Source organism: Bacillus sp. TE9106W, from assembly GCF_054062215.1.
Genome location: NZ_JBSSFA010000007.1, coordinates 97,512 through 116,682 on the forward strand (window position 1 = coordinate 97,512; position 19,171 = coordinate 116,682).

Annotated in this window: 19 protein-coding genes and 1 pseudogene; 10 read left to right on the forward strand and 10 right to left on the reverse strand. The window is 35.0% G+C overall.

What is annotated here, in order from left to right:
• Positions 1-135 precede the first annotated feature (135 nt).
• On the forward strand, positions 136-1,395 hold the full coding sequence (locus tag ACVWY7_RS14915; protein WP_105989445.1) for an MFS transporter: 1,260 nt from the start codon (positions 136-138) through the stop codon (positions 1,393-1,395).
• Positions 1,396-1,581: 186 nt separating this feature from the next.
• Here ACVWY7_RS14915 and ACVWY7_RS14920 read toward each other — a convergent pair whose 3' ends face one another.
• From ACVWY7_RS14920 to ACVWY7_RS14930, 3 genes are all read right to left on the reverse strand, one after another.
• Positions 1,582-2,958 (reverse strand): sensor histidine kinase, encoded by a 1,377-nt coding sequence (locus ACVWY7_RS14920; RefSeq protein WP_073525166.1) that lies wholly within the window; start codon positions 2,956-2,958, stop codon positions 1,582-1,584.
• A 1-nt stretch (position 2,959) separates the two neighbouring features.
• Positions 2,960-3,637, reverse strand: coding sequence for a response regulator transcription factor (locus ACVWY7_RS14925; RefSeq protein WP_000781966.1), 678 nt, complete (start codon positions 3,635-3,637; stop codon positions 2,960-2,962).
• Between the two features lie 80 nt (positions 3,638-3,717).
• Positions 3,718-4,383: a YczE/YyaS/YitT family protein gene (locus ACVWY7_RS14930; RefSeq protein WP_002080184.1), complete on the reverse strand. Its 666-nt coding sequence runs from the start codon at positions 4,381-4,383 to the stop codon at positions 3,718-3,720.
• A gap of 117 nt (positions 4,384-4,500) precedes the next feature.
• Between ACVWY7_RS14930 and ACVWY7_RS14935 the strand changes: the two genes are divergently transcribed.
• Genes ACVWY7_RS14935 through paiB form a run of 3 tightly spaced genes read left to right on the forward strand, consistent with a single transcriptional unit; the run spans position 4,501 to position 6,143 of the window.
• Complete coding sequence (locus tag ACVWY7_RS14935) at positions 4,501-4,953, forward strand: MarR family winged helix-turn-helix transcriptional regulator (protein WP_000658991.1); 453 nt, start codon at positions 4,501-4,503, stop codon at positions 4,951-4,953.
• A 25-nt stretch (positions 4,954-4,978) separates the two neighbouring features.
• Positions 4,979-5,497, forward strand: coding sequence for a GNAT family N-acetyltransferase (locus ACVWY7_RS14940; RefSeq protein WP_000207073.1), 519 nt, complete (start codon positions 4,979-4,981; stop codon positions 5,495-5,497).
• A gap of 22 nt (positions 5,498-5,519) precedes the next feature.
• Positions 5,520-6,143, forward strand: coding sequence for a protease synthase/sporulation negative transcriptional regulator PaiB (gene paiB / locus ACVWY7_RS14945; protein WP_105989446.1), 624 nt, complete (start codon positions 5,520-5,522; stop codon positions 6,141-6,143).
• Positions 6,144-6,338: 195 nt separating this feature from the next.
• Here paiB and ACVWY7_RS14950 read toward each other — a convergent pair whose 3' ends face one another.
• From ACVWY7_RS14950 to ACVWY7_RS14970, 5 genes are all read right to left on the reverse strand, one after another.
• Entirely contained in the window at positions 6,339-7,178 is an 840-nt protein-coding gene (locus ACVWY7_RS14950) for a YitT family protein (protein WP_000747501.1), read from the reverse strand.
• A 447-nt stretch (positions 7,179-7,625) separates the two neighbouring features.
• Complete coding sequence (locus tag ACVWY7_RS14955) at positions 7,626-8,978, reverse strand: MFS transporter (protein WP_000790819.1); 1,353 nt, start codon at positions 8,976-8,978, stop codon at positions 7,626-7,628.
• A 40-nt stretch (positions 8,979-9,018) separates the two neighbouring features.
• Positions 9,019-9,711, reverse strand: coding sequence for a LutC/YkgG family protein (locus tag ACVWY7_RS14960; protein ID WP_001090801.1), 693 nt, complete (start codon positions 9,709-9,711; stop codon positions 9,019-9,021).
• 1 nt (position 9,712) lies between these two features.
• Positions 9,713-11,125, reverse strand: a complete 1,413-nt coding sequence (locus ACVWY7_RS14965; RefSeq protein ID WP_000109341.1) for a LutB/LldF family L-lactate oxidation iron-sulfur protein — start codon at positions 11,123-11,125, stop codon at positions 9,713-9,715.
• Entirely contained in the window at positions 11,122-11,850 is a 729-nt protein-coding gene (locus tag ACVWY7_RS14970) for a (Fe-S)-binding protein (protein ID WP_000868787.1), read from the reverse strand. Before ACVWY7_RS14970 ends, ACVWY7_RS14965 begins: the two co-directional genes overlap by 4 nt.
• A gap of 183 nt (positions 11,851-12,033) precedes the next feature.
• On the opposite strand from ACVWY7_RS14970, the gene ACVWY7_RS14975 reads away from it, so the two are divergent.
• On the forward strand, positions 12,034-12,906 hold the full coding sequence (locus ACVWY7_RS14975; RefSeq protein ID WP_002080182.1) for a LysR family transcriptional regulator: 873 nt from the start codon (positions 12,034-12,036) through the stop codon (positions 12,904-12,906).
• A gap of 351 nt (positions 12,907-13,257) precedes the next feature.
• On the opposite strand, the gene ACVWY7_RS14980 is transcribed toward ACVWY7_RS14975, so the two are convergent.
• On the reverse strand, positions 13,258-13,527 hold the full coding sequence (locus ACVWY7_RS14980) for a 2TM domain-containing protein (RefSeq protein WP_000438991.1): 270 nt from the start codon (positions 13,525-13,527) through the stop codon (positions 13,258-13,260).
• A 273-nt stretch (positions 13,528-13,800) separates the two neighbouring features.
• Between ACVWY7_RS14980 and ACVWY7_RS14985 the strand changes: the two genes are divergently transcribed.
• The gene (locus ACVWY7_RS14985; protein ID WP_002080181.1) at positions 13,801-14,052 is read left to right on the forward strand and encodes a SunI/YnzG family protein; all 252 of its coding nucleotides are present in this window, start codon (positions 13,801-13,803) and stop codon (positions 14,050-14,052) included.
• Positions 14,053-14,245: 193 nt separating this feature from the next.
• Here ACVWY7_RS14985 and ACVWY7_RS14990 read toward each other — a convergent pair whose 3' ends face one another.
• Entirely contained in the window at positions 14,246-14,872 is a 627-nt protein-coding gene (locus ACVWY7_RS14990; RefSeq protein WP_456523854.1) for a hypothetical protein, read from the reverse strand.
• Between the two features lie 448 nt (positions 14,873-15,320).
• On the opposite strand from ACVWY7_RS14990, the pseudogene ACVWY7_RS14995 reads away from it, so the two are divergent.
• From ACVWY7_RS14995 to ACVWY7_RS15010, 4 genes and pseudogenes are all read left to right on the forward strand, one after another.
• Positions 15,321-15,773 (forward strand): annotated as a pseudogene (locus ACVWY7_RS14995) (hypothetical protein); the annotation flags it as partial.
• Between the two features lie 300 nt (positions 15,774-16,073).
• Positions 16,074-17,177: a tetratricopeptide repeat protein gene (locus ACVWY7_RS15000; protein ID WP_001027120.1), complete on the forward strand. Its 1,104-nt coding sequence runs from the start codon at positions 16,074-16,076 to the stop codon at positions 17,175-17,177.
• Positions 17,174-17,443: a hypothetical protein gene (locus tag ACVWY7_RS15005; protein WP_000750950.1), complete on the forward strand. Its 270-nt coding sequence runs from the start codon at positions 17,174-17,176 to the stop codon at positions 17,441-17,443. Before ACVWY7_RS15000 ends, ACVWY7_RS15005 begins: the two co-directional genes overlap by 4 nt.
• 671 nt (positions 17,444-18,114) lie before the next feature.
• Entirely contained in the window at positions 18,115-19,146 is a 1,032-nt protein-coding gene (locus ACVWY7_RS15010) for a S66 family peptidase (RefSeq protein ID WP_105989447.1), read from the forward strand.
• Positions 19,147-19,171: the final 25 nt, after the last annotated feature.

Sequence of the window (19,171 nt, forward strand, 5' to 3'; positions counted from 1 at the left end):
TCAAAATTCAACTAAAAAAAGAAGTTAAGTGGGAGATTAACTGCCCGTAAACGTCCGATTGGTGGGAGCTAATAATCAGTGGGGATGAACCTCCCACTGATTAAAGTTTCACTTTATTATAAAGGAGTAGATTAAATGGACATATTGAAAAACCGGAATTTCCTCTTATTATTTTTAGGGAGAATTTTTACAAACATAGGAGATAGCTTGTATTATGTAGCCGCGATGTGGCTCGTATATAAGCTAAGTGGTAATCCTTTTTATTCTGGATTGGCTGGTTTCCTTACGTTACTACCTTCTGCATTACAATTTCTTACCGGTCCATTCGTTGATAGATGGCCAATTAAAAACACCCTCGTCATCACACAAGTACTGCAATGCATTCTTATATTAATCATTCCTATTACACACTACTTCGACCTACTAACCGTCCAATTACTACTCATCATTATGCCAATCGTAGCTTTTATCGAACAATTTGCCTATCCCGCACAATCAAAAGCTTTACCACTTCTACTGCATAAAACACAACTATTAAAAGGAAACTCACTCTTTTCATTTGCATATCAAGGCATTGATTTAATTTGCACGACGCTTTCTGGCATATTAGTAGCACTATTTGGCGCCATTACTTTATATGTAATTGACTCTTTTACTTTTGCGATTACTGCCCTTTTGTTCTCTTCATTGAAAATGCCACAGCAAACTGAAACAGGCACATCACTTTCAACTAAACAATATTTCTCTGATTTAAAAGAAGGCTTTTCAATCGTCTTTCGTTCATTAATGAGCGTCTTCTTAATCGGTTCAGTTGTTGCCAATTTTTCTATCGGTATGACGATGGCGATACTCCCTTCTTTCGCTGATTCTTTAGGTGGTGTGAAATCATATGGTTTCTTCTTAGCTGCTATATCAGCAGGTAGTTTAATTGGAGCATTATTCAGTTCATGGGTTGGCAAACGTAACGTTGGCCGCGCTTCTATTATTAGCTTTGCGACTGGTGCTATCTTTTGGTTTCTCTCTACGGTTGTACCGTTTCAATGGTTATCTATTTTCTTATTCGGCCTAGCTTGGGTACCGATTGGTGCAACCAACATATTATTTGCGACAATTAGTCAAATTTTAATTCCAAATCGATATATTGGACGCATCAACTCAGTTATGCGAAGTATGGGCACAATTGCTATGCCAATCGGTTCTTTAATTGGTGGATACACCGCAAATGTATTTAGTAGCCAACTCATTTTCGCACTCGCTAGCATCGGGATTTTATTTATTTCTCTCGTATGGCTACTCCATCCGAAATTACGAGCATTGCCGAAAGCTGATGAAATTACAGCGGATACCTTTGGGGTTCAGTTTAAGGAAGAGCGCGGGAAAGGTGCGGCTTTATAGCAGGAATGAGAGTACGTGAAATTTATATCGGCGATTTTTCAAATATATCAGCGCAACTCGAATTATATCGGCGATTTTCACAATATATCGGCGCAACTCAAATTATATCAGCGATTTTTCGATTATATCGATTTACCGACAAAAAACGACAAAAAGAAGAGGCCGTTCCCAAACAGCCTCTTCCCTCTATTTTGGAAGCTCCACCCGAACAGTCGTCCCTTCCCCTTTCGTGCTATATACCGAAACGTTTCCGTTATGCAGTTCAACAATCTTCTGCACAATCGATAACCCTAAACCGCTGCCTTCTACATTTCTTGCTCTTGCTGTATCTACTTTGTAGAAGCGATCAAAAATACGATCCATTTCTTCTTTTTCCATTCCGATTCCATTATCGGATATAGAGATTATAACGCTAGACTCTAACTCTTCGACAAAAAACTCAATGGTCCCATCATCATTTGAAAACTTGATGCTATTCGTGAAAATGTTACTCCATACTTGATGAAGTAAGTTTTCATCACCTTTTATAGTGATATCCGGCACATCAAATTCAACGGCGATATCTTTTTCACGCCATTTCCATTCGAGCATAAAAATGACGTCTTTAATTTGCTTCTGCAAATTGAATTCTTTTATTTGTAACACTTTCTCTTCTTTATCTAAAGAAGCAAGCGTAAGTAATTGTTTACATAAACTAGACATTCGCTTACTTTCTCCCTCAATAATTTGTAAGTAATGGTTTCTTTCTTCTACGCTCATCTTTTCTGTTTGCAATGTCTTCGAAAAACCTTGTATAGAAGAAAGCGGTGACTGGAATTCATGTGAAACGTTCGAAACGAATTCTTGTCTCATTTCATCTAGTTCCTTAATACTTTTCGTCATCTTTTGGAAGCTTGTAGATAACGTTCCAATTTCATCTTTTCGTTTTACGTCTAATTCAATTTCATATTTACCACTCGCAATTTTTTGCGTAGCATTCGTGAACTTACGAATGGGACGAACGATATAACCTGCTGCAATCGCGATAAAAATAATACTTAATAGTACGATAAACCCTAGTAATACCGCTAAGAAAATTCGCATCTCGCCAAATTGGTTTTGAATGTCAGGGCGAATAAATAATGCGTATTGTTTATCACCGTGCTTTAGCGGTACACCGACACTATTTATTAATTCATTATCGAAAAAACCGGTAATAAAGAGACGAGTCGGATATGTGGAAACACCATTAAACGTTTCGCCATGCAACACTTTACGGACTGTATCATCACTTATCGTCGTCTTACGAAACGCATTGCCGATACGCTTTCCATTCTTTTGATCATCTACAATATAAATTTCATAGCCTAACTTCGCAATAGATTGTAAGTACGCCTCTTGATTTTCTTCGCTTTGCTTTTCATATAATGACTTAACTTCTTCCGCATACTTTAAAATCTTTTCGCTGTTATACGGTTTTAACTTCACTTGATAATATACGTTCGTTAATAAAAAGCCGATAATACTACTAAGTAGCATAATACCGACTGTCATAAATACAAATCTAGAATATAATGATTTCATTTTATTTCAGCTCCAACTTATACCCGAGTCCGCGTACTGTTGTAATTTGAAAATCATCCGTTCGTTTTGAGAAACGATCTCGGAGCCTTTTCACATGAACATCAACTGTTCGTTCATCCCCTTCAAAATCCATTCCCCATACTAGCTCAATTAATTCTTCTCTTGAAAATGTTCTTCCAGGATAGCTAGCAAGTTGTGATAATAACTCAAATTCCTTTAATGGAAGCAAAATCGTCTGCCCGTTACACTTTACTTCAACACCTTTACGATCAATTGTCGTCCCGTGAAGTGTAATTATGTCTGCACTTAGCATTTGATAACGGCGTAATAAAGCTTTCATACGGAAAATAACTTCAGCTGGTTCAAATGGTTTTACAATATAATCATCTGTACCAGAAATGAATCCTTTTTCTTTATCAACTAACTGATCTTTCGCCGTTAATAAAATAACAGGAATATCATGATACTTACGAATTTCTTCACATAACGTATAGCCATCAACGAACGGCATCATAATGTCTACGATCGCAAGATGAATATTTTCCTTCTCTAATACTTCTTGCGCTACCTTTCCATCTTCCGCCTCAAAAACTTTAAACCCCTCTTTTTGTAAATGGTAATGTAACAACTCTCTAATATGTTTATCGTCATCAGCTAATAAAATATGTATCATCTTCATTAAACCCTCTCTTGTTCATCCTTCTACATCACTACATTAAGAAACAATTGGATTTTTTGCAAGAAAAAGAAAAGGATTCCTTAGAAGATACTCTTGTTATCATTGTGGTCAGCTGCTTTATTTTTCTTATAACTTGGTGATGTACTCTGGTGTACGAATAAGTGATCTAATACTTTTTTAGTAAGTGGCATAAAGAAATTCAGTAATAGCCCACCTAAACAAACGGTTAATATAGTTCCAATACCAATTGGTCCATGTAAAATCGTTGCCATTATTAAGAATATAAGGTAAATAAATGTTCGTGCTATAAAGATATTCGTTCTAGTTAATTCTTGTATGATTAAAGTTAATCGGTCAATTGGAATGGGAGCGAAATTTGTTTGTATATATATCGCAGTTCCTAATCCTGTAATAACTAATCCGATTCCAAAATAAATCATTTTACTGTACCATATTTCAGGTGTAATTAAATTGCGTAATAAAAATAGCCATACATCAATACCAATACCCGTTATGAATGCTGTTAATAACCCTAGTACCTCTGGTCTTTGTCTTTTTAATATCGAATTACAACATATTAATAATAAAGCTATTATTATTTCCCAGCTTCCCACAGTAAGCCCTACATTTAAAGAAAGTCCTACTAAAAGTGCATCAAAAGGTGAAGTGCCAAAATCTGATTGTATTGTGAAAGAAATACCTAGGGTTAATATTAAAATTCCTAATACATAAAAAACATACTTCATTTTAATCAACCTTTTCATCGTCATTTTTGTTGCACTTACAATAAAAATATTTTATATTAAATGTAACTTCAAATTGTTGCATTTGCAATAAAAAAACCAAAAAAGAAGGAGTTCATTATGAAAGAAATTCTTCGTGAAATTGGCATGATTGCAAGGGCATTAGATTCTATTAGCAATATAGAATTTAAAGAATATGAGCTTACAAAAGGTCAGTATTTGTACCTTGTGAGAATATGTGAAAACCCAGGAATCATTCAAGAAAAGTTATCTGAGATGATAAAAGTAGATCGTACAACAGCAGCCCGTTCTATCAAAAAGCTTGAAATCAATGGATTTATCGAAAAGAAAGAAGATGAATCGAACAAGAAAATTAAAAAGCTTTTCCCGACAGAAAAAGGAAAAAATGTCTATCCTTTTATTAAGAGAGAAAATGATTATTCCAATACTGTTGCATTAGAGGGGTTTTCCGAAACGGAAGCGGAAACTATTTCTAACCTTCTTCAAAGAGTAAGAAAAAATATAGAAAAAGATTGGGAATTTGTAAAAAAGGGAAATAAGAGAAATTATTGATTATATAAAGGAGCGAACTATAAATATGACTACGCATATACAAAAGTGCACCATTGAAGATATACACAAACTTCAAGAAATTAGTTATGAAACATTTAATGAGACTTTTAAACATCAAAATTCACCCGAAAATATGAATCATTATTTGGAAAAGGCATTTAACTTAAAACAATTAGAAAAAGAATTATCCAATATCTCTTCTCAATTCTTTTTTGTCTACTTTAACGATGAAATTGCTGGATATTTAAAGGTCAATATTGATGATGCTCAGTCTGAAGAAATGGGCAATGAATCACTTGAAGTAGAGAGAATTTATATAAAGGGCTCCTTTCAAAAACATGGTCTTGGAAAATATCTACTAAATAACGCTATTGAAATTGCAATAGCGAATAATAAAAAGAATATTTGGCTAGGAGTATGGGAGAAAAATGAAAATGCTATTGCTTTTTATAAGAAGTTAGGGTTTGTACAAGCTGGCTCTCACTCCTTTTATATGGGAGATGACGAACAAATTGATCTTATCATGATTAAAACACTCATATAACTTTTTTGAAAGGTGGGCTATTATGTATATTCCAAAGTATTTTAAAGTCACAAATGTTGATGAAATTTGGGATTTTGTTCAAAAAAACTCTTTTGGAACAATTGTCACAATAAAAAAAGAAAAACCAATTGCAACTCATTTGCCCTTTGGGTTAACTAAAAAAGGTGATGATTATTTTATTACTGGACATATGGCTTATGGGAATCCCCAGTGGAGAACATTTGAAACTTGTGAAGATGTTCTTGTAATGTTTCAGGGACCTCACTCTTACATCTCTTCTTCTTGGTATGAAAATGAAGAAGTACCAACATGGAATTATCAAGCCGTCCATATATATGGTAAAGCGAGTATTTTAGATAAAGAGGAATTAATAAATGAATTAACAACAATGCTGAAAAAATATGAAGAGCATCGTGAAAATCCAGTATTATGGAATAAACTTTCCCCTACTCTGTTAGAAAATGAGCTGAAAGGTATAGTTGGATTTAAGATTAAGGTGGAAGACATCCAGGCTGCACATAAATTAAGTCAAAATCGAAATGAGACGGATTATATTAACATTATTGAGAAATTGTACGATGAAGAAAATCCAGATGCAAAACAAATGGCGGAACTCATGGGGAGTAGATTAAAAAATCACATATAATCCATCGTTATTCAACTCTCACATTTCAAAATTAAAGAACAGACTGAAGCGTTCTATCGGCAGTTTTCTTTAAAATGTAAAAGTTTGAACTTAAAGTGAATGGTGTTTAATAAAAAAGAATCTATTTTGAAAACAGATGATTCAAAATAGATTCTTACGTTTTAGTATTAAGATTATTTTAATCAAAAACAATTTTTAAGCCTTCGAAATATCAACAAATCCTTCTCCGAATACATCACGAACATCGTGTATAGCGATGAATGCAGCCGGGTCCGTAGTTTGAACAATCCTCTTTAGCTTCACTACTTCTTGCTTATTAATAACAACATAAAGAATGTCCTTCGGCGTTTTCGTGTAATAGCCATGACCTGAGTACACAGTAACTCCTCTACCCATTAAGCTAGTCACCTTCCCGGCAATTTCATCCGGCTTATCGGAAATAATCGTAATGGCCTTTTTCGGATTTAAACCTTCAATTACAAATTCCATTACTTTCGTTCCTACATATAACATAATAATTGTCAGCATCAGCTTTTCTGCACCAATGATGAAATAAGATGAAAACGCAACGATTAAATCAAAGAACAGTAGACCGTAGCTAATGCTCCAACCTAAGTACTTATGTGTCATCCTCGCTAAGATTGTAGTACCTGCTGTCGTTCCACCAACGCGAATAATGAGACCAATCCCGCACCCGATAAATATTCCACCGAAAATAGCATTTACGAGCATTTCATCCGAAGTAATCGTCCATCCTTCTGTTAAATGAAGAAATAGCGAGTTCGTAACTACAGCGATAATCGTATAAATCGTTGTGATTTTATTCAAAAATTTATAGCCGACTATTAATAAAATCGCATTTAAAATTAAGTTGACTAAACCTGGTGACCACTCAAATAAGTAGTACGTAATAATCGTAATACCTGTTACCCCGCCTTCACCGAACTCATTCGGGATAACAAACAAATTCACACCTAACGCAAAAAGGAATGCACCAATAATAATAAAAATAATGTCTGTCGTTCTTTTTTTCATACAGTACCTCACTTCTTATGCAAATATTTCTTCAGATATAAACTCTCACCATTATATCGTGGAATATTCAAATCGAACAGTGGTTTATTTTTATTTTAATATAGGTTGATAAATCAACTTTAGCCTATATCCACATGTAATTTAAAAAAGATAACAACTGTATTTATTATGTACTACAAGTAAAGTTTTGATTTCGCATGTTATTCACGCTAAAAAACAAATATGGGAAGCCATAGAATAGACTTCGCATCAAGCATTTCATTACAGAGATTTATATACAATTTTATACTTTCACATGTTATTGATCCTTCATTCTTTTTCTTCCGGGTAATGAAAAAAACTCCATTAAATTTGCATACTTAGTATGCGAATTCAGGAGTTTTTTCATATACTACCATTCGGTTTCATTTCTAATGCATTCAACTCACTTTTTACATCTTACTTGGCTCATTCAAAATTAGCACGAGGTTCCTCTAACCGCTTCTTACCTCTCCAGTTAAATAAGCTTTCCGTCTTCGTCTGCTGCCCTGGTTTCACAAACAACATTGCCCCCATTGCAATAGCGGCCAAAATGGCAGCTACGATAAACATAGAAGGATAGCCATAACTTACAACTAAGTATCCAGTTAAAGTCGGGGCTAAGATTGTCGCGATATTAGCGATGAAATGCATAATTCCACTATATGTTCCAGAGTAAGTAGGAGCGGTATCGACAATAATTGCCCAAAATAATGAACTTGGTAAAAAAGCAAACGCATTTCCAAGCGACATAAGTGCTAATACAGCTACATAATTATTCATCGCTGGAATGAAGCTAAAACAAATTGCTGTCAGTAATAAAGCAATAATCGGTAACCCGGTTCGAGCTAAACGAAGGTTTCCTGTTTTACGTAAAATACGATCAGATAGCTTCGCCCCTAGTGGCAATGTGATGCAAGCTCCGAGCCAAGGAATCATCCCAAGATACCAAAGGGAAGATAATTGAAAATGGAATACATCTTGCAAGTATTTTGGTGTCCAAGTTAATATTAAAAAATTGATATATTGGAAGCAAAAATATGCTATCGTAACCATAACGAATGTCGGAACTTTAAAAAAGGAGTACCATGGCTCTTTTGGAATTTCTTTCTCTACTTTTACTGATTGAAGCACACCTTCCGTACTTCGTATTTCAGCTAGTTCTTCTTTTGTCACTCGTGGATGATCCTCAGGCATATTCGTAAAAGTAAAATACCAAATAATCGCCCATACAATCCCTATTGTACCGAGGATAAAAAACATGATTTTCCAACTAGTGAAAGATAGCAACAGAACCGCTACAGGTGCTGTTAATACTGCCCCTAACGGAACGCCAACAAAACCAAGGGATGTTAGAAAAGCTCTTTCTTTTGGAGCTGCCCAGTTTGCTGCTGTCTTATTCGAAACCGCAAAAGATGGACCTTCTGTTAATCCAAATAAGACGCGGAAAATAGCAAATCCTATTAAAGCAGATCCTCCAAAAACAGCAATCCCTATTTCTCCAGCAAAAGCAGTCGCAATTTCAAAAATAGACCAAGCCGTCGCTGCTACGATCCATACAAATTTCGGTCCTTTTTTATCTGAAAAAATACCTCCTAATAAAGAACCGATCATGTAACCGTAACCAAAATATCCTAATATAGCTCCCCACTCCTTCGGATCAAAGCCATACTCTTTTATAATGAAAGACTGTGCATAAGCGATGGCCCCTCGATCAATATAATTCACCATCGTAATAAACGTGAGCATTGTAAAGACATAATAACGAAATTTATTTTTCATCAAAAGTCCCACTCCCCCTCGCATTCTTTTGTTTTTCTTTCTAATTCTTTAATAGAATGACATGGACCTTGCCTGGGCCATGAACTCCAAAAGCTAATTCCATCTCAATATCACCTGTCCGGCTAGGCCCAGTGATAAAATTAATACAGGCAGGTAATCCATTCGAAACCTGTTCATGAATTCTAGTTACTCCTTCTGTTAAGCGTCTATAAATTGTATGTTCTGAGAGAATTGCTACATAAACTGCTGGCAAAACGCTAACTAAACGCCCGCGTCCACCACCATTCCATAAAACAACGGTTCCCGTCTCAGCGAGTCCCATTTCAGCATATGTAATTCCCATATCAACCTGAGCTGCATAATCCCGTAGTTCTCTTTCCCCTTCTTTACTTTGCCACATTCGATGAGAAACGAAATTTCCTATTAAATGCTTTCCTATTTCAAGTTGATGTAATCTATCATCATCCCAATACACCGCAGATTGAACATTAAATTTATGTACAACATACTGAAGTGCACTCCCTATTTCTGAACGGTGTATATGACTTACTTCTGTATGTAACGTATGCAAGTTTGCAATAAACTGCTCTACTAAACTTTTGTGATCTATCTCATTAGAAAAGTGGCTAAGTGGATTGTTTTTCCACCTGGGAGGAGTAACTCCCGAGCGACGTTCTCGATTTAATTTACGTGCGATATTGTTTAAAAAAGACTCTTGTACATCCGTATTCATATTATGAATCCCTCGTTTCTTTTTTCCACCAATCACGGAATGATTGTTTCGCAGGTTTTGGAAAATCTCTACTTTCTGTCCATCCTTTTAATGGACCTGGTCCATTCGCAATATAACCATCTTTTGCAAATATCGATAACCCTGTATGTGCCATTTTAATTGCTTTCTCATAAACGAATGGATGACTCGCCATAAACGTGAAACCTTTAAAGGCAAGTTGCTCAAATTTCGTTATAAACCCTTGTTCCACGACATCTTTACGATGTTCAATGAGAAGGTCATGCAATGGAATTTTCACAGGGCAAACATCTGTACATGCTCCGCATAAACTTGATGCAAAAGGTAATTCTTTTAACTCTTCATATCCTTCTAATAAAGGCGCAAGTACTGCTCCAATTGGCCCGCTATAAACACTTCCATAAGCATGTCCCCCAATATTACGATACACAGGACAAACATTTACACAAGCTCCGCACCTTATACACTTTAATACTTCTTCATAAGCAGTTCCTAAAATATCAGAACGGCCATTATCTAAAATAATTAAATGAAATTCTTCAGGTCCATCCATATCTTCATGTAAACGCGCCCTATTAATTCCAGTTACATAAGATGTAATCTTTTGGCCTGTAGCACTTCTTGTTAACATCGAAACGACTACATCAAGATCTTTCCATGTCGGAACAAGGCGTTCCATCCCCATAATCGCAATATGAACCTTTGGCAATGTCGTAGTAAGGCGAGCATTTCCTTCATTACTTATAAGCACAACTGATCCAGATTCCGCTACCGCAAAGTTACAACCGGAAATACCAATATCAGCTTCTAAAAACTCTTTACGCAATTTCTCCCTTGCAAATTGTAGTAATTGATTCGTATCAACTGGGATCTTTCTTCCTGCTTCCTTAGAAAAAAGCTCTGCTACTTGTTCCTTCGTCTTATGAATGGCCGGGGCGATTAAATGGGATGGCGTTTCTCCAGCTAATTGAATAATATACTCCCCAAGATCAGACTCTACTACTTTTACCCCCATCTCTTCTAAGTTTTTATTAAGATGTATTTCTTCTGAAACCATGGACTTTGACTTAATTACTGATTTCGCTCCTTTTTTTCTTGCGATTTCAGAAACATACGATACGGCATCTTCCGCTTTGAAAGCGAAATGCACATGCCCTCCATTTTTTCGAACATTAGTAGCTAATTGTTCCAAATAACTATCTAAATTTTCGATTGTATGCATCCGAATTTCAGATGCTGCCTCGCGCCATTCTTCCATATTCCCTAATTCATGTGTAGCTTGTTCCCGTCCCATCCGAAGCCGATCTTGTGTAAACGGAACCGCGCTTCTCATCTGCGGATCGTGCAACGCTTTATCTACTCTTTTCAAAAAATCTAGTTCCCCCGCCACACTCATTTATTCAGCCCCTTTGCCAGTACTTCTGCTACATGTAACACTTGAATATTTTTATTTTTCCTACGCAATCTTCCCCCTATATTCATAAGACATCCCATATCTGCTCCAATTAAGAGATTTGCTTCTGTCGCCTCAATATGTTTTATTTTTTCATCAACCATCGTTTCAGAAATCGAGCTCATTTTCACTGCAAAAGTACCACCAAACCCGCAGCAATCTTGGCAATATGGTAATTCTTTTATGTCTAGACCTTCTACTTGCGATAATAACTTCAGTGGTTCCTCTTTGATCCCGAGCGCCCGATTCATATGACAAGATTGATGGAAAACAGCTTTCTCAACCAACTTAGATTTCAAATCACTTTTTCCAAGTACATTTATTAAAAAATCCGTCAGCTCATACGTTCTATCCGCTAAATGAACCGCTTTTTCATACCATTCACTATCACCTTTAAACATCTCTTTATAATAATGATGAACCATGCTAGCGCAAGAACCTGAAGGGGTCACAATATATTCACTATGTTCAAATGCTTTAATCATTTGCTTTGCTGCTAGTTTTGCATCTTCTTGATATCCACTATTGTAAGCTGGTTGTCCGCAACAAGTCTGTCCTTCAGGGAAATCTAGTTCCACTCCACATTGGTTCATAATTTCTACGACACTCTTACCTACTTGAGGAAAAAACACATCTGATAAACAAGTAATAAATAACGAGACTTTCATCAAAATCCCCCCTCAAAACGATATGATCTATTTTCAAGTTATTACTTTCCTGAAAATTATTTTAAATTTTTAGAATTTTCTATTTTTAAAACTTTTTGTTTATGATATCATGTGGGAGATTATATGAAAACTATCTATAAGGTTGTTTTCCCATACAAAAATGGTATAGAAAGGGACTTTGACATGGATATAAGAAAACTTCGTTACTTTATTGTAATCGCTGAAGAAAAACAGCTTACCCGTGCTGCCCAGCGACTTCATATGGCACAGCCACCTCTAAGTAGACAACTATCGCTACTAGAACAAGAATTATCAGTAAACCTCTTTGAAAGAAACGGCCGAAATATGCATTTAACTGAAGAAGGAAAAATTTTATATACGAAAGCAAAAAACATTATTCATCAATTAGAAGAAACTATTACGGAGATTAAAGATACCAGTGAAGGGCTAAGGGGCAAGCTATCTATTGGAGCATTTCATTCTTGCATTCCTTTTCTTTCTGAAAAAATACGCTATTTTCAAGATAACTATCCAAATGTGAACTTAAAAATATGGGAAGGTGGCCCTTCATACTTAATAGAGCAATTAGAAAATCGGCATATCGAACTCGCTATCTTGCGTACACCTTTTAATAAAGATGTTTTTTCTAGTATTTGTTTATCAAAGGAACCTTTCGTATTAGTCATGCCTGCTAAATGGGAACTATATCGTTCACACCTCTCAATCCCTCTAACCGAATTAAGTCATATCCCCCTTTTACTTTTACATAAAGATAAAGAAAATAGCTATCATCAGCTCGTCATCGATGAATGCGAGCACCTTGGTATAACATTAAATATAGCATGTGAATGTCCTGACTCAGCATTTATTCTTATGCTTATCATGACTGGCATCGGTGCCTCTATCTTGCCGAAAAGTGCTATATCTCATATCCCGCAAGAATTTATAAAAATAGTAGATTTAATAGATTTCCCTTATGAGTCTGAATCATCAATTATATGGCTGAAAGATCGGCAGCTTTCTAAAAGAGCGCAACGATTTATAGAATGTACATAAATAAAACTTAGAAGTGTAGCGATAGATCTATTCGCTTCTCCATCGCTATTACCTCGTTTATCAAATTATTTCTTCTATTATTATTGGACATGTTATATTAGTCGCTTATGTGAATACGAGAATAGCTTATTAATCTTATTAATCCTTTTAAACCAAGAAACAAAGATGCGAAGTCATAGAAGAGACTTCGCATCTTTGTTTTTTAAAGAGATTTATATGAATGGAAATCCTCCGTAAGGTCTTTACCACGAGCGTCATACCTTACCGCTTTGTATCCCATTTTTCTAAACAGACGTAGAACAATACCCCCATCCTCAGTATTATTTTGAAAATCGAATGATTAAAATAAATTTACTTATCTTTCTCCATATATTCTTTAATCTTTCGTTCTTCCCACTCTTTTCCGAATATCCCGAATGGAAAAGTTGTCAAACCATGTATAACGATACCGATCCCCCACCCTGCAAGTGGATATAAAAACCATAATTTACTTGAATCAGAACTTATATTTATAAAAAAAAGCATTAAGTTAACTAGTATATATAATGCTAAATGAATATAAAACGCTTTTAAATTCTCCACTCTTTTTTTAGCTCGTAAATAATTCTCATCTCGCTCCATATATAAACACCACTTTCATTATTGTATTTTTTAAATTCACTCCGATTTAAACATCATATTCTAATCGGAAATCCCTTATTCTCAAAAATTCACAAAATAAAAAAGAGCGTCTTCATTGCAGAAAGATTGCAGGTGCCATTGGATACCTTTTTTGTTCGTAGTACGATACCTTGTAAAGAAATTAAAAAATCAAATTTCATAATAAAAATAAAACCTTTAAATCTGTATAATAAAATTAATAGTTATATTTTAATACAGAAAGGTTTTGGTAACATGCTAGGTATCGATGTCAAAAAAACAAATGAAGAATTAATTATTTCATGGCAAATAGCTAAGGTTCAAATTCCATTAAGCGAAATTATTGAAGTTACAGAAGATGAAACCTATGCTGGTGTAGAAGAAAACGTAATCCGAATTGGAACAGCATACGCTACAACAGACCGGATTTTAATCAGAACAGTAAAACAAAATTATCTATTATTTACGACGAATAAAGTCGCAATTTTGAATAAAATCAATGCATAAGCAGTAAGCTAAAACACTTGTCTGTATGAGGTTGTTCGATTCAACTGTATACCCGCATTTTTAAAATTATTATAGATACAATGATGTACCTTAGCACCGAATATAAAATAAAGAAAAAGTACCCATCAAATTGTCATACACATGATAATTCGATGGGTACTGCATGATACATTTATTATTTACAGAAGTCTAATTAAGACCAAATCCAAACATCATCATTATTTTCAACGTTGCTCTTTACTTCATAAACCTTTTCAATATGATTGGTTGTGTTCCAGTTAATAGAACTTCCGCCCCAGCCCACATACCTCATATCAATTTTTACTTTCTCACCCGTATGAAATACTTGTCCCTTTGTTAAGAAAACATCAATAATCACTTTTTTCCCGTTTAGCGATGGATATTCCACTACGACATATTTAGTAGCACCGTCTGTTCCTAATTTTGCTACTTCCCCAATTACATAATCAGGTGAGCCATCTTCTTTCATGTGCATGCCTAACTTGTTTGTTGTATTTTCAATTGCAGTTGCAACCATATATTCTGTAAAATTACGCATCATAGATCCAGTAGCTTTTACTTCATCTCCTACTTTCACATTTGAAAATGAATCCATATATACACTAACAGGTTCTTCGTATTGCTTAGATTTTACGACAATTACACCGTTATCTACTTCTACTACTCGTCCTTCTAATGTTGAGAAATTCGATTCTATAGAAGCAGCACTCACTTTTGTTAGTTCTAACCCTGGTAAATTCGTTCCTGATAATGCTGCGATTCCTAAAGCACCTGCTAAAATTAATTTTTTCATACCCATTATGAAACATCTCCATTCATGATGATTTTATTTTTGATTGGATACAACCAACATGTAACTATTATAGTTACATGTTGTAGAAAATAGCAACCCTCTTTCTTATGCAATGTTGCATACTGGTATTTTTAAATATACAGCAAGAGGGCTTTAATTTAATTCAAAGCTAAAATAACCTTATGACCACGGTATAAAGAAATTAAGAACTACTTTCGGTCCTAAGGTTAGCGAATACCTTTATAAAAACTCAATCAAAATTTATTCAACTAGTTGAATAATGAACCATGTCGAATTTTATTTTCATAAAATTCAAATTTCAAGGAGGTTTTACAAAATATTACACAGAATTATTCATATATCGTAATATATTTGTAATTTTTTACGATTCGTTTCATTTTATCTACCACGTTTAGACAAAATGAAATAAAACAATAAAAAGGAGAGAGATAGATTGAAAAGAAAAATTAGTACAGCTGTTGTAGGGTTATCAGTGTTTAGCTTTGGTCTTTTTGGTATAAATATTGGGGATGGCGGCGTTGTAAAAGCTGAGCACGGTGAAACTTTTTCTCCTAAATTAGAAGGCCATGCTGATTTCGCTGCTCCGAAACTAGAGACACATGCTGATTTAAGCTCGAAATTAGATTCACATGGCGACACTTGGGCTCCTTCTTATAATAGAGGCGACGGTGGCGCTCCTGCTTATGATCATGGCAGACCTCCTATTTCATCATACAATATAGGAGATACTTGGGCTCCTTCTTATACAAATACTCATGGAGAAGGAATGGCTCCTAAAAAAGAGAGTCACGCTGACTTCTTTGCTCCTACGTTAGAAGCGCATGGTAATACTGGCGCTCCTGCTTTAAATGTTGGTGATACGCCGACTCCTAAACAAGAAGCTCACGGTGAGACTATTTAACACAAAAATCCTAGCTATTGTAGCTAGGATTTTTACCTTCTTACCCTATTCACACCTCATGCATACTTTCTCAACTTTTATTTTAGCATTGTACATGTGGAATCATTTTATTAAGATTCTATAGTCAATTGTGTCCTTTTCTTCATAAAAACACATGGACTGACAGGTTTTACCGACCTATATAATTCTGAATATTTTTTATCAACAATAAATTCCATATAATTACTTTTAATTGTGTTACCATTATAGTTACAATTATATAAAAAAATATACAAGGGGGCTAATATGAACATTTCATTGAAGGGACATACATATACAACAAAACATTTAGAAGCTTGGTACCATGCAATCTTAACGCAAAACGTTAAGGAAGCACAAATTCAGTTTCAAGAAGCTAAAAAAGAACATGAAGAAATACTTTTGAAAGAAACAGAAACGATTCCACTTTATCAGTTATATTACGCATTACTGCAGTTCCGACATACAGCTCTGACAGATGGACTATCAATCTCGAAAGATAGTTTTCAAATCATAGAAGACCAAGAAAAACCAGAAGATAAACACCTATCTTATCTATATCATTATTATAAAGCGATTTATTTTGCAGCAATTAATCATTATCAAGAAGCAGAAGAATATTTCTTAAAAGCACATGCACTTTTATCTGGACACAGTCAAATTGAACAAGCTGATTTCTATTACCGATACGCTGCTTATCATTGTCACCAACAACAACCAAGTTTTGCCATTGTAAATGCTTCTAAAGCATTAGAAATTTTCGAATCGCAACACGGATGTGAAAGAAATATTTCATCCTGTTTAAGTGTACTTGGTGCTTCTTATGTAGACGTAGGACACTTTGAACAAGCTGAAGAAAGCTATAACAAAGCGTTAGATATTCTCCAAAAATTAAATGAAGAATCATTACAACTGTATGTACGCGGTAATCTAGGTCATCTATATGCTAGCCAGAATCTTTCTGAAGAGGCAATTCGTCACTTGACACAAGTTGTTGAAAAGATCCCATCTCACTACAAAGCTATATTCTTACTTGCTCAAGAACATGAAAAATTAGGACTTATAGACAAAGCAAACCACTACATTAAAATAGGGAAACAACTTATTGCTGAACTTGGTAATGAAGAGCACAAACATCACTTTGCTATATTAGAAGCTTTCACAAATCAAACTGAATTAGACAAAATTGAACCGATTGTTTTAGAAGGAATTGAATACTTCAATAAAGAATCTTTATATATCTATGTTTCTGAGTATCTTGAAAAACTAGCTCTTGCGTTTTATAACAAACAACAACATGAGAAAGCAAGTTTATACTTCTTTAATAGTACAGTAGCAAAAAAATCAAATGAAAGAGGGTTAAAGAAATGAAAAAAACAATTGGTAAAATCGCTGTAGGTATTGCATTTACGGGTATTGCTGCATTTGGTTTAAACGCAGGTTTCACAAATCAAGCTGGACATACTCACTTCCCGTCTCCACCAGCTCCTTCTTTTTCTGAGGGCCACACTGGCGGCGCTCCTGCATTAAACATCGGTGACACTGGTGGAGCTCCTAAACAAGAAGGGCATGCACATTTCCCTGCTCCGAAAGTTGAATCTCATGGCAATACTGGCGGTGCTCCTACTAATTCTTAACATAGTACAGGTATTTAAGTTACCAATATTGAGATTTATTTAGTTTTCAATTTCCATATTTATTCGGAAACCATTCAATATAGCACCTATTATGTATACGCATGATTTCTGTAATGATACGCTGTACCCCAGAGAAATCTCCAATACATATGTGGTTTTCAAGTCTAAAAAATACACCTATTAATTAGGTGTATTTTTATTTTACCTCTCCATTTAATAATTAAAGAATGACCCCCAAAAAACCCAACAAAAAAACGAAGAAACTACCTATACTTCGGTCACTTAAAGTACCACGAACGTTGCGATTTTTAGTGACACTCCGTATCCAACCTTCCTTTCCTCCCATGCCTAGAGGCGATAGCTTTCTTGTTCAGAAAAAGCTGTAACCTCTCCATTCATGATGATTTTATTTTTCGGATTGAATACGACCAACTTATAATCATTACAGTTACAGATTGCAGAAAATAGCAACCATCTTTCTCATACAATGTTGCATACTGTAATTTTCAAATATAAATCGGTTATTCCTATACTCAACACTAAGACTGAATTCTTAAATCCCAGCAGGTAAACGGATTGATGATGAAGAAACTAATGTCATGCATCATGTTTTTTCAATAATACAGTTTGTATAATCGTAGTCTATTACATTATGTAGGAGCGAGGTTAACATGTTAATAAAACCAAAGAGGTTACAAGCAGGAGATATCGTTGCGACAGTAAGTCCTTCATGGGGAGGCGCAGGTGATTCTGACATAAGGTGGCGTTATGAACAAGGAGTTAAAAGATTAGAAGAAGTTTTCGGTCTTACTGTTGTTCCAATGCCAAATAGTTTAAAAGGAAGTGAATACCTTTATAATACTCCAGAGGCTCGTGCGGAAGATTTAATGACAGCATTTAAAGATGCGCGCGTAAAAGCAATTATTGCGAATATTGGCGGTGAAGATAGCATTCGCTTACTTCCTCATATAGATTTTAATGTAATACGTGAAAATCCGAAAATTTTTATGGGATACTCTGATGTTACCATTTCACATTTATTTTGTCATAAAGCAGGCCTTGCCTCTTTTTACGGTCCAGCAATTTTGACCGACTTTGCCGAAAATATAGAGATGGATCCATATACGGTTGAAATGGTAAATCGAACTCTCTTTTCCAATGAAATGATTGGCGAGATTCAACCAGCTCCTGAATGGACGAGTGAGCGTTTAGAATGGATAGAAGTAAATAAGGATACAAGACGTACGATGCAGCAAAACAACGGATATGAGTTACTTCAAGGCTCTACTACTGTACAAGGGCGCTTAATTGGTGGTTGCATTGAAGTACTAGAATTTGCAAAAGGAACAGAACTTTGGCCTGAGAAAAAACATTGGGAGGATAGTATTATCTTCTTTGAAACTTCTGAAGATCATCCAGAACCAAGTTATATAAAGTATTGGTTACGAAATTATGCCGCGCAAGGCATTCTGCAAAAAGCAAAAGGTATCATTTTCGGTAAACCGAAAGATGAACAATACTATGAAGAATATAAATATGAAATACTGAAAGTTATGAGGGAATATACCTTAGAAGCTTTACCAGTTCTTTATAATTTAAATTTTGGCCATACTGAACCGAAGTTTATTTTACCTTACGGCGCGATGGCAGAAATTGATTGTGAAAATGGATCTTTCTCTATTTTAGAAAGTGGCGTGGAGTGAATAAAATCACTCCTATGAGATATGA

Excerpts from the sequence above, each read along its gene's own strand:
- ACVWY7_RS14935 (WP_000658991.1), top strand. The coding sequence starts at position 4,501 with ATGAAAGAAATTCTTCGTGAAATTGGCATGATTGCAAGGGCATTAGAT.
- ACVWY7_RS14930 (WP_002080184.1), bottom strand. The coding sequence starts at position 4,383 with ATGAAGTATGTTTTTTATGTATTAGGAATTTTAATATTAACCCTAGGT.
- ACVWY7_RS15000 (WP_001027120.1), top strand. The coding sequence starts at position 16,074 with ATGAACATTTCATTGAAGGGACATACATATACAACAAAACATTTAGAA.
- ACVWY7_RS15010 (WP_105989447.1), top strand. The coding sequence starts at position 18,115 with ATGTTAATAAAACCAAAGAGGTTACAAGCAGGAGATATCGTTGCGACA.
- ACVWY7_RS14925 (WP_000781966.1), bottom strand. The coding sequence starts at position 3,637 with ATGAAGATGATACATATTTTATTAGCTGATGACGATAAACATATTAGA.
- ACVWY7_RS14985 (WP_002080181.1), top strand. The coding sequence starts at position 13,801 with ATGCTAGGTATCGATGTCAAAAAAACAAATGAAGAATTAATTATTTCA.
- ACVWY7_RS14915 (WP_105989445.1), top strand. The coding sequence starts at position 136 with ATGGACATATTGAAAAACCGGAATTTCCTCTTATTATTTTTAGGGAGA.
- ACVWY7_RS14960 (WP_001090801.1), bottom strand. The coding sequence starts at position 9,711 with ATGAATACGGATGTACAAGAGTCTTTTTTAAACAATATCGCACGTAAA.
- ACVWY7_RS14975 (WP_002080182.1), top strand. The coding sequence starts at position 12,034 with ATGGATATAAGAAAACTTCGTTACTTTATTGTAATCGCTGAAGAAAAA.
- ACVWY7_RS14955 (WP_000790819.1), bottom strand. The coding sequence starts at position 8,978 with ATGAAAAATAAATTTCGTTATTATGTCTTTACAATGCTCACGTTTATT.
- paiB (WP_105989446.1), top strand. The coding sequence starts at position 5,520 with ATGTATATTCCAAAGTATTTTAAAGTCACAAATGTTGATGAAATTTGG.
- ACVWY7_RS14990 (WP_456523854.1), bottom strand. The coding sequence starts at position 14,872 with ATGGGTATGAAAAAATTAATTTTAGCAGGTGCTTTAGGAATCGCAGCA.
- ACVWY7_RS14970 (WP_000868787.1), bottom strand. The coding sequence starts at position 11,850 with ATGAAAGTCTCGTTATTTATTACTTGTTTATCAGATGTGTTTTTTCCT.
- ACVWY7_RS14920 (WP_073525166.1), bottom strand. The coding sequence starts at position 2,958 with ATGAAATCATTATATTCTAGATTTGTATTTATGACAGTCGGTATTATG.
- ACVWY7_RS14980 (WP_000438991.1), bottom strand. The coding sequence starts at position 13,527 with ATGGAGCGAGATGAGAATTATTTACGAGCTAAAAAAAGAGTGGAGAAT.
- ACVWY7_RS14940 (WP_000207073.1), top strand. The coding sequence starts at position 4,979 with ATGACTACGCATATACAAAAGTGCACCATTGAAGATATACACAAACTT.
- ACVWY7_RS14950 (WP_000747501.1), bottom strand. The coding sequence starts at position 7,178 with ATGAAAAAAAGAACGACAGACATTATTTTTATTATTATTGGTGCATTC.
- ACVWY7_RS15005 (WP_000750950.1), top strand. The coding sequence starts at position 17,174 with ATGAAAAAAACAATTGGTAAAATCGCTGTAGGTATTGCATTTACGGGT.
- ACVWY7_RS14965 (WP_000109341.1), bottom strand. The coding sequence starts at position 11,125 with ATGAGTGTGGCGGGGGAACTAGATTTTTTGAAAAGAGTAGATAAAGCG.